Source organism: Bradyrhizobium sp. NDS-1, from assembly GCF_032918005.1.
Classification (GTDB): domain Bacteria; phylum Pseudomonadota; class Alphaproteobacteria; order Rhizobiales; family Xanthobacteraceae; genus Bradyrhizobium; species Bradyrhizobium tunisiense.
Window position 1 is genome coordinate 1,567,644 of sequence record NZ_CP136628.1, and the last position, 12,856, is coordinate 1,580,499.

The 12,856-nt window shown below is 65.3% G+C and carries 10 protein-coding genes; 5 read left to right on the forward strand and 5 right to left on the reverse strand.

The features are described from left to right. Positions 1-126: 126 nt before the first annotated feature. On the forward strand, positions 127-471 hold the full coding sequence (locus RX330_RS07435) for a hypothetical protein (protein ID WP_249152884.1): 345 nt from the start codon (positions 127-129) through the stop codon (positions 469-471). 14 nt (positions 472-485) lie between these two features. Here RX330_RS07435 and RX330_RS07440 read toward each other — a convergent pair whose 3' ends face one another. Both RX330_RS07440 and RX330_RS07445 read right to left on the reverse strand, forming a co-directional pair. Next, positions 486-644 carry a hypothetical protein gene (locus tag RX330_RS07440; RefSeq protein WP_212080666.1) on the reverse strand — a complete coding sequence of 53 codons (159 nt, stop codon included), beginning with the start codon at positions 642-644 and terminating at the stop codon, positions 486-488. A gap of 112 nt (positions 645-756) precedes the next feature. After that, positions 757-1,377 carry a TetR/AcrR family transcriptional regulator gene (locus tag RX330_RS07445; protein WP_212080667.1) on the reverse strand — a complete coding sequence of 207 codons (621 nt, stop codon included), beginning with the start codon at positions 1,375-1,377 and terminating at the stop codon, positions 757-759. 131 nt (positions 1,378-1,508) lie between these two features. Here RX330_RS07445 and RX330_RS07450 point away from each other — a divergent pair, with 131 nt between their 5' ends. The 4 genes from RX330_RS07450 to RX330_RS07465 all read left to right on the forward strand — a co-directional run bounded on the left by RX330_RS07450 (position 1,509) and on the right by RX330_RS07465 (position 8,194). Continuing rightward, positions 1,509-2,741 carry a cytochrome P450 gene (locus RX330_RS07450; RefSeq protein WP_317242566.1) on the forward strand — a complete coding sequence of 411 codons (1,233 nt, stop codon included), beginning with the start codon at positions 1,509-1,511 and terminating at the stop codon, positions 2,739-2,741. 143 nt (positions 2,742-2,884) lie between these two features. Beyond that, positions 2,885-6,535: an AsmA-like C-terminal region-containing protein gene (locus RX330_RS07455; RefSeq protein WP_317242567.1), complete on the forward strand. Its 3,651-nt coding sequence runs from the start codon at positions 2,885-2,887 to the stop codon at positions 6,533-6,535. 266 nt (positions 6,536-6,801) lie between these two features. Next, positions 6,802-7,926, forward strand: a complete 1,125-nt coding sequence (locus RX330_RS07460) for a DUF2336 domain-containing protein (RefSeq protein ID WP_212080670.1) — start codon at positions 6,802-6,804, stop codon at positions 7,924-7,926. 28 nt (positions 7,927-7,954) lie between these two features. Continuing rightward, positions 7,955-8,194, forward strand: a complete 240-nt coding sequence (locus tag RX330_RS07465) for a hypothetical protein (protein ID WP_317242568.1) — start codon at positions 7,955-7,957, stop codon at positions 8,192-8,194. 32 nt (positions 8,195-8,226) lie between these two features. Here RX330_RS07465 and RX330_RS07470 read toward each other — a convergent pair whose 3' ends face one another. The 3 genes from RX330_RS07470 to RX330_RS07480 all read right to left on the reverse strand — a co-directional run bounded on the left by RX330_RS07470 (position 8,227) and on the right by RX330_RS07480 (position 12,701). Further along, entirely contained in the window at positions 8,227-9,933 is a 1,707-nt protein-coding gene (locus tag RX330_RS07470) for an ATP-binding protein (RefSeq protein WP_212080672.1), read from the reverse strand. After that, positions 9,930-11,444 (reverse strand): ATPase domain-containing protein, encoded by a 1,515-nt coding sequence (locus RX330_RS07475; RefSeq protein WP_212080673.1) that lies wholly within the window; start codon positions 11,442-11,444, stop codon positions 9,930-9,932. Before RX330_RS07475 ends, RX330_RS07470 begins: the two co-directional genes overlap by 4 nt. A gap of 318 nt (positions 11,445-11,762) precedes the next feature. Then, on the reverse strand, positions 11,763-12,701 hold the full coding sequence (locus RX330_RS07480; protein ID WP_317242569.1) for a LysR family transcriptional regulator: 939 nt from the start codon (positions 12,699-12,701) through the stop codon (positions 11,763-11,765). Positions 12,702-12,856: the final 155 nt, after the last annotated feature.

Here is a 12,856-nt window from a genome sequence, read left to right on the forward strand (position 1 = left end):
GTGTGCTCCCGCCGAAGGCTTCGCAGGAGCGTTCGATGTCGCGTGTTCGCATCTCGGAACGAATCGTGCCGCCGGTGATCGTTCCGCTGTCTCTTCTGCTTCTCGTGTGCGGTGCGGCCATCCTGCATGGCTAGGCTGACACGACTGCCATATCTGGTCAGCGGAACGAACGAATATGGCAGTTCCAATCTCGGCCGCGGCACCGCGACGGTCGCGCTGCGCTACGCTCGAAAGCTGCTGCGCGAAGGCTACATGGATGTCAGAGTCTGCACCCCGCGCGGACGGGTGCTCCAGCCGGATGAATTCGACCAACTCAAACCACCAGAGGAGAGCGACATGGCGAAGGGTCAGCAACGCGGCAATCGCGAAACCAAGAAGCCGAAGAAGGAGAAGTCCAAGGTCATCGCCGCGGCTCCGAGCCGCAAGGACGCCGCCTGGCAGCCGGATTTCGGACCTACAAAGAAGAAGTAGGCACGAGCTGCAGCTCACCAGCTGTCTTTGACGACTCCCTTGCCGGCATAACTGGTGAGATTGCCGGAGAACTCGCTTTCGAACGCCGCACCGACCGAGAATCCGTTGGGCCACTTGGTCTCGGCGGTCGCGCCGGCAAGCGCGGAATCGGGATCCGGCCGCGCGCCGTTCACGATGAAGCTCGTGCCCCGGCAGCGACTGGAAGGCCGCACGCACCGCGCGCGGCCAAGTTCAGGAGCGCTTGTGATATTTGGAGCACGGCCAACAGGCGCGTGACGCGATTGATTACGGATTCGACTTCGTTGCCAATCCCGTCCTCCGCCGCAAATCCGTAATCGCGCGCAGAAAGCTGTCGGCCGGCGTGGTCTCGGGATCGATCAGCCGGTGCAGGCGAAAGCCGTCTTCCAGCGCCAGCACCACCGACGCCATCCACGATGGGTTCAGGTTGTGATTGCGTCCGTTGCTGGTCAGCGTGGCCTCGACGATGTCGGCGACCAGCTTGCGCCGCGCGCGCAGCCGTTTGGCGAGCTCGGGCCGGCGCTTCTCGGCGCGCGCGACGAACAGGATCATCTCCATGTGCAGCAGCGGCGCGCGGCCGAGCGGGTCCTGCCGGCTGCGGTCCATCGTCTTCAGCGCCGCGATGAAATCGTCGAGATTGTCGTGCTCGGCAAGGATGTCCATGTTGCGGCGGATCGACTGCTCGACATGGTCCTCGAGCATGGCGATGATCAGCTCGTCCTTGCTCCTGAAGTTCGAATAGAACGCGCCGCGGGTGAAGCCTGCCGCCGCCGCAATCGCCTCGATGCTGGCGCCGCCGATGCCGTCCTCCTCGAACACGCGCGCGGCCGCCTCGAACAGTCTGTCGCGCGTATCGTCCCTGGTCGGCCTGGTTCTCGCCCTTGACATCGGACGAGGTTAGGGCAGGATGCAATTCGATACAACAATGTATCGAGTTGATAAATTCAGGGATGGTTACGCCGGGCAGTGGGGCTGCGATCGGCGTATGCGTGTCATGCGGCAACCGATTTGAGGTCACCATGAACGAGCATTTGCAGGGCGCCGGCGGCGCACCGCTGTTCAACCCGCTCTCGCCGGATTTCATCCGCGATCCCTATCCGCATTACGACCGGCTGCGCACGATCGATCCGGTCCATGTCACGCCGTTCGGTCAGTTCGTCACTAGCCGCCACGCCGATGTCAGCCTGGTGTTGCGCGACAGGCGCTTCGGCAAGGATTTCGTCGAGCGCTCCAAGCGCCGCTACAGCGACAAGATCATGGACGAGCCGGTGTTCCGCAGCATGAGCCACTGGATGCTGCAGGCCGATCCGCCCGACCACACCCGCCTGCGCGGCCTCGTCGTGAAGGCCTTCACCGCGCGCCGGGTCGAGGACATGCGGCCGCGCATCCAGGAGATCGTCGACCAGGCCATCGATGCCGTGACCGACCGCGGCCACATGGACCTGATCGAGGATTTCGCTTTCCGCCTGCCCGTCACCATCATCTGCGAGATGCTCGGCATCCCCGAGGATCATCGCGAGGTCTTCTACAAGAGCTCGCGCGACGGCGGGCGGCTGCTCGATCCCGTGCCCCTCTCACCGGAGGAGATCAAGAAGGGCAACGAGGGCAACCTGATGGCGCAGATGTATTTCCAGCAGCTATTCGAGCTGCGCCGGCGCAATCCCGGGGATGATCTCACCACCCAGCTCGTGCAGGCAGAGGAGGACGGCAACAAGCTCACCAACGAGGAGTTGACCGCGAACATCATCCTTCTGTTCGGCGCCGGCCACGAGACCACGGTGAACCTGATCGGCAACGGCCTTCTGGCGCTTCACCGCAATCCGGACCAGCTTGCGCTGCTCAAGGCGCGCCCCGAGCTGATGGAAGGCGCGATCGAGGAGTTCCTGCGCTACGATTCCTCGGTGCAGATGACTGGACGCGTCGCGCTGGAGGATATCGACGATCTCGGCGGCAAGAGGATCCCCAAGGGCGAGACCGTGCTGTGCCTGCTCGGCTCGGCCAACCGCGATCCGGCAATCTATCCCGATCGGCCGGACCGGCTTGATGTCACCCGCCAGAACGTGAAGCCGCTGTCGTTCGGCGGCGGCATCCATTTCTGCCTGGGCGCTCAATTGGCGCGCATCGAGGCCGAGATCGCCATTGCCACGCTGCTGCGGCGGCTGCCCGATCTGCGCATCGACGACGTCGAAAACCCGGAATGGCGGCCGACCTTCGTGCTGCGCGGCCTCAAGCGGCTGCCGGCGAGCTGGTAAAGGCGTCCCGGCGTTAACCTCCGCGCGCAACAGTCGCTGTGACTTCGCCACACTTCCCCCTATATAAGGGACTGTTCCGGCACGCCTGAAGTCCAATAAGGCCAGGGTTTGGTCCGGGTGCCGGTTTGGCCGAGGGGAGACCCGTGCAGACGACGCTGCTCGGATTGGCGATTGCCTTCATCATTGCGCTGCTGGCCGCGCTGATCGGGCCTTACTACGTCGACTGGAACCAGTTCAGGCCCCAGTTCGAGGCGGAGGCTGGCAAGATCATCGGCGTGCCGGTGCGGGTCGCGGGCGAGCTCGACGCACGGCTGCTGCCGGCGCCGACGCTGCGGCTGCGCCAGGTCACCTTCGGCGGCAACAACGATCTCGGCCGCCTGCGCGCCGACAAGCTCGACGTCGAGTTCAGCCTGGGCTCCCTGATGCGCGGCGAATGGCGCGCCACCGAGCTTTCCGTGGGCGGCATGGCGGTCGATCTCGGCCTCGATGCCCGTGGACGGGTCGATCTGCCCTCCACCGCGAGCGGCACCTTCAATCTGGCATCCCTCGCCATCGAGCGGCTCAATCTTACCGGCCGCATTGCCCTGCACGACGCCGCCAGCCGCTCGACGCTGGAGCTGAACGACATCGCCTTTTCCGGCGACGTCCGCTCGCTTGCCGGCTCGGTCCGCGGCGACGGCGGTTTCACTGCCGCCGGGGTGCGCTATCCGTTCCGCGTCTCCTCCGGCCCGAGCGCCGACGGCAACGCCACCCGTCTGCACCTCAACATCGATCCCGGCGAGCGCGCCATCCTCGCCGATCTCGAAGGCGTGCTCGCCTTCGACAACCGCCTGCCGAAATTCGACGGCGTTCTGACGCTGGCCGTACCGGCGGCCAAGAAGGCGGGCGAGGCGGGGCCGACGCCGTGGAAGCTGACGACCAAGCTCAAGGCGGATCCGGCCGGCGCGAAGTTCGAGCAGATCGACGCGGGTTTCGGCCCTGAAGACAGCGCGCTGAAGCTCGGCGGCGTCGGCGACCTCAAGTTCGGCGCCTCGCCGCTGCTGCGCGCGGTGCTGTCGGCGCGCCAGGTCGATGCCGACAGGCTCACGGCCAAGGGCGATGCCGAGCCGCTCCGCATCCTGCCGGCGCTGCGCGCAGGGCTTGCCGCAATTCCGCAGGCGCCGATCCCGGCGCAGATCGAGTTCAACTCCGACCAGATCATGCTCGGCGGCCGTCCGCTCCAGAACATCTCGGCCGAGCTTCAGACCGACGGACGATCCTGGACCTTCCAGCGGCTCGAGCTGCGGGCCCCCGGCATGACGCAGCTCTCGCTCAACGGCGCGACGCCCGGCGCCGACAGTTTCAGCGGCCGTCTCAGCGTCGAATCGTCCGACCCGGATACGCTGATGGCCTGGCTCCAGGGCCGCAGCGAGATCAACCGCCGCAGCACGCGGCCGCTGCGCCTTGCCGGCGACGTGACGATCGCCGCCAATCATCTCGCCATCGACGGGCTGAAGGCCGACATCGAAGGCGGCGCTGTGCAAGGCCGCATCGCCTTCGTGCAAACAGGCGCGAGCAAGGGCTCGCGGATCGACGCCGAGCTCAAGGCCGACCGGCTCGACCTCGACGCCGCCGCAAGCTTCGTGCGCGCGCTCGCGGGTCCGCAAGGCGAATGGCCGGAAGAGGCAAAGCTCTCGCTCGATATCGGCCGGGCGATCTCCGCCGGCCAGGAGTTGCGCCCGTTCGCTGCAAAGCTCGGCTATGGCCCCGCATCGCTGTCGCTGGAGCAGCTGCGCTTCGGCCAGGCGAGCGGCGTGACCACCGAGGCGAGCGGCAGCTTCGACCGCACCAAAGCCACCGGAAGGCTCGCACTGAAATCCTCGTCCAATTCGCTGCGTGAGCTCACCGCGCTGATCGAGCCGTTTGCGCCCACGGTGCGCGCGCGCTTCGACTCCATCCCGGCGCTGCCGGGCGCGACGCGCCTCAAGCTCGATCTCAGCCTCGACAGGAATGCCGAGCATGCCGATCGCAGCAATGCCCGCGCGGTGCTCGAGCTCGACGCGCCGCAGCTCAAGGCGACCACCACGCTGGCCGCGCAGATGCCGGCAGCCGCCATTGGCGGCATTGATCTCGACCGGCTGAGGAACAGCGATTTCACACTCGAGTCGAAAGTCTCGGCGCCCCAGGCCGGAGCACTGCTGGCGCTGCTCGGGCTCGATCGCGTGGCGGCCGCAGGCGAGGGCGCTTCACAATTCGAGGGCAAGCTGACCGGCGCCTGGCGGCGGCCGATGCAATTGAACGCAAAGCTCAGCGGCGGCGGTCTGGATGCCGATGCGCAGGGCAGTGTCGAATTGTCGGAGCCGAAAGCCAGCGTGAATCTGCGCGTGCGCAACGTCAATCTGGCGCCGCTGCTCGGGACCGGCCCAACCGACAAATCGGCGCAGAAGGTCAGCCTGTCCTCCCGCCTCACGCTGACGGGCAATCGCCTGATCTTCGACGATCTCGACGGCAATGCGGCCGGCTCGCATCTGCGCGGCCATCTGGCCGTGACGCTGGATCCGGAGAAGAGCGTCGACGGCGAAGTCGGTCTCGATACGCTCGATCTTGCCCCGGCGCTGGCGATGGCGATCGGCGCAGCCGGGCATGATACGGGCGAGCCGTTGAGCGCAGGGCTCGTCACCGGCTGGCGCGGTCGGATCGCGTTCCAGGCGTTGCGCGGGATGTTGCCCGGCGGCATCGAGCTGCGCCCGTTCGGCGGCATGATCCGCAGCGACGGCCAGTCGCTCGCGCTTGATGCGCTGAAAGGCGGCGTCGGCGGCGGCGAGATGTCGGCGAGCTTTGACGCGCGCAACGGCGCGAGCGGTCTTGCGTTGAATGCGCGTATCGAGCTCGGCAATGTCGATGCAGCGACGCTGCGCTATCGCGATCTCGCGCTGCCGAAGGGGCGCGTCTCCATGCAGATGGCGCTGACCAGCCAGGGCCGCAGCGTCTCGGCCCTCACCGGCGCGCTCGCCGGCAACGGCACGGTGACGCTGGCCTCCGCGGAAATCAGCGGCCTCAATCCGCGCGCCTTCGAGATCGCGATCCGCGCCAGCGACGGCGGCCAGGTCGCCGACGACAACCGCTTGCGGCAGCTCGTCGAGCCCGCGCTTGCCGCTGCACCGATTGCGGTGGCCTCGGCGCAAATCCCGTTCACGATCCGCGACGGACGACTGCGCGTCGGCGCGACGCCGCTGGAAGCGAAGAACGCCCGCGCCATTGTCTCCGGCGGCTACGACATCCCCGCCGACCAGGCCGACATCCGCGCCAGCCTGACGCCGATCATGACCGGCCTCTCCGGCGCCCCGCCGGAGATCCAGTTGTTCGCGGCGGGACCTCCGGACAAGCTCAGTCGCATCATCGACCTCGCGCCGCTGTCCTCGTGGCTTGCGGTTCGCACGATCGACCGCGAGACGCGCCGGCTCGATGCCATCGAGCGCGGCGAGCCGCCACCGGCGACCGCGGCGCTGCCGACGCTGGTGTCTCCGGACGCAGCGCCCGAGCAAGCGCCTGGCAATGTGCCGCTGCCGGGCCAGGACCCGCGCCGTCCGCCGTCGAAGTCTAGAGTTGAACCCAAGATCGACCCCAAGATCGAACCCAGGGCTGCTCCGACGCCGAGGGCCCCGCAGGCCGCGCCCGCCGCGCCGAGCCCGCCGCTGGCGAGCCAACAGCTCGCACCGCTGCCGCCGCCGATCGACGTGAGGCCTGCGCCGGGCCCTGCGCCCGCAAAGCCCCGGCCAAAACCGCCGCTGGTGCTGACGCCGCAGAATCCGTGAAGTGCGACTTGGTTTTGCGCAGATCGGGCCGCGAGTTGGCCCACCTCTCCCGCTTGCGGGACAGGCAGCGCACCTCTTGCGCAGCGCCCTTCGCACTGCTTAACCCATTCTCTCGCATTTGAATGAATTTTGCCCGGCAAAACTGATTTGCCGATTTTACTGAATTCTCGCGTTTCATCTCTAGCGTCGTTTCCAGAGGAATTCGGCGTCGCGTCAACTGAGGCGCGACGGTTCGCAAAGAACGGCCAAGAACTGGGGATATCGAGATGAACGGGGCGAAATCGCTTCTGCAGGATCTGGACGATGCGATCGCGCGCGGCACCGACGAAAGCCGGGCGAAGGCGTTGTGGCATGCGACCGACATTCTGATCACCGGACGCTACAGCGACGACGAGATCAGCATGTTCGGCGAGGTCATCGGCCGGCTCGCCGAAGAGATCGAGGTCGCCGCGCGGGCGCAGCTTTCGGAGCTGATGGCGGCGTGCGATCACGCTCCCCTCAACGTCATCGAAAAGCTCGCCCTCGACGACGAGATCGAGGTCGCCGGTCCTGTGCTGCGCGAGTCCAATCGTCTCGACGAGAAGATGCTGGTCGAGAGCGCCATGACCAAGGGCCAGTCGCATCTGCTCGCGATCGCCCAGCGCAAGTCGATCGGCGAGGCCGTGACCGACGTGCTGGTCAAGCGCGGCGATCAGGAGGTCGTGACGTCGGTGGCAAGGAACGAGGGCGCGCGCTTTTCCGGTTCGGGCCTGCTGCACATGGTTCGCCGCGCCGAAGGCGATTCGATCCTCGCCGAGCAGCTCGGCCTGCGCAAGGACGTGCCGCGTCACATCTTCCAGCAGCTGATCTCGAAGGCGTCGGAGGACGTCCGCCGCCGCCTCGAGACCGAGCGGCCCGAAATGATGGCGCAGATCCAGAGCTCGGTGACCGAGGTCACCGGCGATCTTCAGTCCAAGTTCGGCCCGTCCTCGCGCAGCTATTTCGTCGCCAAGCGGGTCGTGACGACGCAGTATCGCCAGGGCAACCTCAATCAGGATTCGATCTCGAGCTATGCGCGCCAGCATCGCTTCGACGAGGTGCAGATCGGCCTGTCGCTGCTGTCGGCGCTGCCGGTGGACGTGATCGAGCGCGCGATGATGGACCGCAACCGCGAGATGATTCTGGTGCTGTGCAAGGCGCTCGACTTCTCCTGGGACACGACCATGTCGTTGTTGTTCCTCGGCGCCAAGGATCATCTGATCACGGCGCGCGAGCTTCACGACAACGAGCGCGATTTCGGCCGGCTCAAGATCGAGACCTCGCGCAGCGTTCTGAAGTTCTACCAGTCGCGCAAGAACAGCGCGGGTGCCGATTCCGCTACGGGCCGTCAGCCCGAGCTTCAGGTCCACTGATCAGGAATTCGACAGGGGAGTATTTGCAATGTTGCCTCAATTCGGCACCGCCGTTCGCAAGAAGAACCTCAACAGTGCTCTCACCGCCGATATCGGCGGTGCACCGGACAAGGCGTCGGTGGACGCGGCCTGGCTCGTTCTGGAAGCCGCAAACGATCTCGGCGACCACGCCGCGATCGAAGCCTGCCGCCGCGTCATCGACGCCGAGCTGAACGGCACGGTCGCCGGCGGCTCGGATGTCGATCTCGTGCTGGGATATTTCAGGTAAGACTTCGTAGCGCAGCGAATCATCGAACGCTCTCAGCCGGAATTGGAGCGCTTGGATCCTGCGTCGGGCCGTAGTTTTGATCTTGCCGCGCTCAGCGCTGCCGCCAGCTCGTCGATGTGGTAGGGCTTCGCCAGGATCTGGACGCCCGCTGCGTGGGCATCGTGGGCCGAAGCTTCGGCATATCCGCTGGTCAACAACACCGGGATGTGGCCTCGCCGTTTTCTGATCTCGCGTGCGAGCTCGACGCCGTTCATGCCGCCGGGCATCATGATATCCGAAAAAACAACATCGACCGAGCGGCCATCGGCCAGGGCGCCGAGAGCCGCGGCAGCGCTGGCGGCGCGCGTGACGTCGTAACCAAGCTGGCCGAGCATCTCGCTGACCAGCGCGGCAACTTCGTCGTCGTCTTCCACCAGCAGGACCTTGCCCTGGTTGCTCTTTTTCGGCCGCACCCGTGTGAGGTCGATCAGGTGTCGCCCGCTGGTGGGAAGATCGTGCGATCGAGGCAGGTACAGCGCAATGCTCGTGCCCCGGCCGACTTCCGATTGAATTCGTACGGTGCCGCGGGACTGGGTCGCAAATCCGTGGACCTGCGCGAGTCCCAGGCCGGAGCCCTTTCCCACGTCCTTGGTCGTGAAGAACGGCTCGAACACGCGCGCCAGGATCTCGGGAGACATGCCGATACCGGTGTCGACGACGGATAGCCGGACATAGTCGCCCGTGATCTGCTCGTCGTTGAAACCAGGGAGATTCTCCCCGCGCACGACGATCGTGCCGCCATTGGGCATGGCATCGCGGGCATTGACGGCCAGGTTCAGAATGACCAGTTCGAGTTCACCGGGATCGACCTCCACTGGCCAGAGCTGCTCCGGGAAATCGAACTCGACATGGACGTCGCCCCGCAGGCTGCGATCGAGCAGTTCACGCATCCCGCCGATCTGCACGGCAACGTCGACGGGCTCGGGACGAAGTGTCTGCCTGCGCGAAAACGCCAGAAGCTGCTTGGTCAGGCTGGCGCCGCGCTGCGCCGCCTGGATCATCCCCTCCATCAAGCGGCGGCGGCGGTTTGGATCGGTCTGGCGGTCGAGCATGTCGAGGCCACCGGAAATCACCATCAGCAGATTGTTGAAGTCGTGAGCTACGCCGCCGGTGAGCTGGCCGATGGCCTCGATCTTCTGGGCCTGGCGCAGCGTTTCCTCGACGCGGGCGCGCTCGTTCATTTCGAGACGCAACTGCTCGTTGGCCTCCTTCAGCTCGCGCGTGCGCTCGACCACCAGCTTCTCGAGGTCTTGCGCCGTCTGCTCGCGGGCCTGGAGCAGGGCCCGGATTTCATACTGGCGCCGTCGCGCCCTCATCGCGGATTGAACCGTGCTGGTTAGTGTGATCGGCTGAACCGGACGTTCGAGCAGCGAAACGTTGCGGAGAAGTTCGACGATGCTGCGTCGCCACGCAACGACAGCCGGCTGTTCTCGATGGCTGGTGAGGACGACAAAGGGCAGGTCGGACCATGGCGGTTGCGCCGCGATCCATTGGGCCAGCGGTGCCGTGTCCTTCCCGAACAATCCTTCCTCGGCGAGAAAGACGGCGCCCACGCCTTCGCTCATCGCGCTGACGAGTTCGGGCAGGCTTCGGCAGTTCACCGCTTCCAGATGGGAGTTGCGGAAGAGCTCGGCTGATGCCGGTCCATCGCGTCCGATCGGGGCGAATATGAGAACGCGGCTATCGCGAGCCGCGTTCATTCGATCGATCCTTCCGGGAGTGCCGTGCCGGTATAATGCGGATTGCCGGAAAAGATGCCACTGAACTCCTGGAGGGGCGGGCCGAGCTTGATCCCGGTGCTGCCGAGCCGGAACTCGCGGATGGTATGCTCGTGGTTGCCGCTGCGCTTCTTCACGACGGAAAGAGCGCGCCGCACCGTTCCGCCGAACTCGAAATAGCGCAACATCAACACTGCATCGCTCAAATAGCTGAGGTCGAGCGGCGTTTCCATTGGGCCCACCAGCCCATGCTGCGCGAGGATCAGGATGGTGAGCACACCCTGCTGCGCCAGATAGCTCAGCAGCTCATGCATCTGCAGGATGAGAAAGCGCTCGTCCGGCATCGCGTTCAAATAGCCGTTCAGGCTGTCGATAACGACAATGCGGGCGCCGTCGACCTCGACGCTTTGACGAAGCGTTGCTGCGAACTCACCGGGCGACAATTCGGCGGGATCAATCTGTTGAAATCGCACTTTGCCGGAATCGAGGTGTTTCTGCAGGGGCAGGCCCAGCGTAAGAGCCCGTGCTTCGATCGTTCCCCGGCCTTCATCGAACGCGAAGAAGACGGCGTGCTCGCCGCGTTCCGCCGCCGCGATGGCATAGGCGAGCGCGAGCGACGATTTCCCCACACCGGCCGAGCCGAGGAGCAGCACGTTGGTGCCCCGCTCGATCCCGCCTCCCAGGAGCCGATCCAGCTCGGGGTTTCCGCTGGACATGGACTCGCCGCGGAACGCCTTGTGATGTTCCGCCGCGACGAGCCGGGGAAAGATGCGCAAGCCTCCTTGCGAAATCGTAAAATCGTGATAGCCGCCCCGAAACCGGATGCCGCGCATCTTGATCACGCGAAGCCGTCGCCGCTCGGCCCCGTAGTCGATCGCGAGCTGTTCCAGCATGACGACGCCGTGCGCGATCGAATGCAGCTGCAGATCGTCCTGAGACGATGAGAGGTCGTCGAGGAGGACGACGGTGCAACTTCGGTTGGTGAAGAAGTGCTTCAAGGCCAGCACCTGGCGGCGGTAGCGCAGCGGATTCTGCGCCAGGAGGCGCAGTTCGGACAGGCTGTCGAGCACCACGCGGGTGGGATTGAGCCTTTCGACTTCCTTGAAGATCAGATTGGTGGTTTCGCTCAGCTCCATCTCGGCGGGATGGAAGACCGTGAGCTCCCGATCGGGATCGAGCGTCGTCTCCGGCGGTACCAGTTCGAAGATGTCCACGCCTTGCAGGGACCAGCCGTGCCTACGCGCTACGAGCTCGAGCTCCCGCCTCGTCTCGGACAGGGAGATATAGAGCACGCGTTCGCCGCCCCTCGCGCCCTCGAGAAGAAATTGCAGCGCAATCGTTGTCTTGCCGGTGCCCGGCCGACCCTCATAGAGATACATCCGGTTGGCGTCCAAACCGCCGCCCAGAATGTCATCCAAACCGTCGCTGCCGGTCGAAACTCTTGGCAAATCTTTGGGACTGTTGTCGGAAGCAGCCGTCGACGTATCGGTCATTGCACCCCCTTAACGCATTCCCAAAAAGAAAGCCGGTCTTGGGCAAAGCAGCCCCTTGGACCGGACAAAATCCGTCTCTATGGAACTCACACAGTCGGATTGAGTTCCGTCCGTGAGGCCGGCCCGGGCAGGTCGAACGAAGGGGACCCTCGGACCGGGAGCGGCACAACCGTTAACCGCACTGGTTCCTGTGGATTGCCCGGCTCGGGCCCAATGCTTGAGGATGCGACGTCAGTCGAGCCGTGTCGGTCCAGAATTGGACGAAGCGTGCGGATCATTGACCCGCCAATCCGGCTATTCGCGGCCCGATGCGGTAGCTCAGGCCAGATCGCGGGGGACGGGTTTGTTTGCGGCGATTGCTGAGAGGATCCTGATGAAAGTCGTCACCGCCGGAGCTGGCGTGCGGTGCCGCTGGGTGATGAGGCCGAATTCGATGTCGATCGGCGCGGGCTTCATCACCAGATGGGCGAGTTCGCGCCTGCGCCAGTAAGGCTCCAGAAGCGGGATTGGCGCCCAGCCGATTGCGTCGCTCGCCATCGCTACCTGGCGCATCGCGGCGAAGCTCTCGGCCCAGATCCGCGGAACGAAGCCGCCGGACTTGGGCACCCTGAATGCACGATTATCGCCGGCGCCGTTGGTCGCCTCGGATGAATAATGCGAGGGACGGGGGCCGGTGAGGGGATAGTCCAGCAGATCCTCCGGCTTGATCACCTTGTGCCGCAGCAGCGGATGGCCGCGCCGGCAGTACAGCGCGACCTTGACGGTGGCCAGTTTCTCGAACCCGAGATCGTCGAGCTCGCGGACCTCGACCCGGTCGGCGATCGCGATATCGGCGCTGCCGTTCAGCACCTCCTTGACTGCGAACCGGGCTTCAGTTGAGCGGAGCCGACAGCGGAGGTTGGGAAATTCCATCGCGAGGCGTCCGAGTGCCTGCGGCACCCAGAGTTCGGACGGAAACGTGCCGGCAACCACCGTGATCTCGCCGACTTCGAGCCCTCTGGCCAGACGAATCTCGCGCGACAGGAGGTCCATGCTGCGCGTCACCGGCTCGCCTCGCTCCAGCACGATGCGGCCGAACATCGTCGGCTCGGGCACGCCCGTTCCCCTGTCGAACAGTCGCACGCCGAGCTCGCCTTCAAGCGCCTGAAGCGCGCGCGTCAGCGCCGATTGGGTGATGCCGAGTGCTTCGGCCGCGCGTCCGAAATGACGGTGGTGGGCGAGAGCCTTGACGATCTCGATGTGCCGGATGGTGAGCATGCATAGGACTCATCAAATTTTGTCCTTGATGAATTTGACACATGTAGACGCGCTTTGTCATCTCACGGCGGGCGGTAAGTGGTTCATGCAGAAGCAGCTTTGGTCCGTCTGGAACGGGAATGAGCGCGGCGTGCATTGGGCCGCACTAAGGGGCT

Excerpts from the sequence above, each read along its gene's own strand:
- RX330_RS07435 (WP_249152884.1), top strand. The coding sequence starts at position 127 with ATGGCTAGGCTGACACGACTGCCATATCTGGTCAGCGGAACGAACGAA.
- RX330_RS07445 (WP_212080667.1), bottom strand. The coding sequence starts at position 1,377 with ATGTCAAGGGCGAGAACCAGGCCGACCAGGGACGATACGCGCGACAGA.
- RX330_RS07450 (WP_317242566.1), top strand. The coding sequence starts at position 1,509 with ATGAACGAGCATTTGCAGGGCGCCGGCGGCGCACCGCTGTTCAACCCG.
- RX330_RS07460 (WP_212080670.1), top strand. The coding sequence starts at position 6,802 with ATGAACGGGGCGAAATCGCTTCTGCAGGATCTGGACGATGCGATCGCG.
- RX330_RS07465 (WP_317242568.1), top strand. The coding sequence starts at position 7,955 with ATGTTGCCTCAATTCGGCACCGCCGTTCGCAAGAAGAACCTCAACAGT.
- RX330_RS07470 (WP_212080672.1), bottom strand. The coding sequence starts at position 9,933 with ATGAACGCGGCTCGCGATAGCCGCGTTCTCATATTCGCCCCGATCGGA.
- RX330_RS07475 (WP_212080673.1), bottom strand. The coding sequence starts at position 11,444 with ATGACCGATACGTCGACGGCTGCTTCCGACAACAGTCCCAAAGATTTG.
- RX330_RS07480 (WP_317242569.1), bottom strand. The coding sequence starts at position 12,701 with ATGCTCACCATCCGGCACATCGAGATCGTCAAGGCTCTCGCCCACCAC.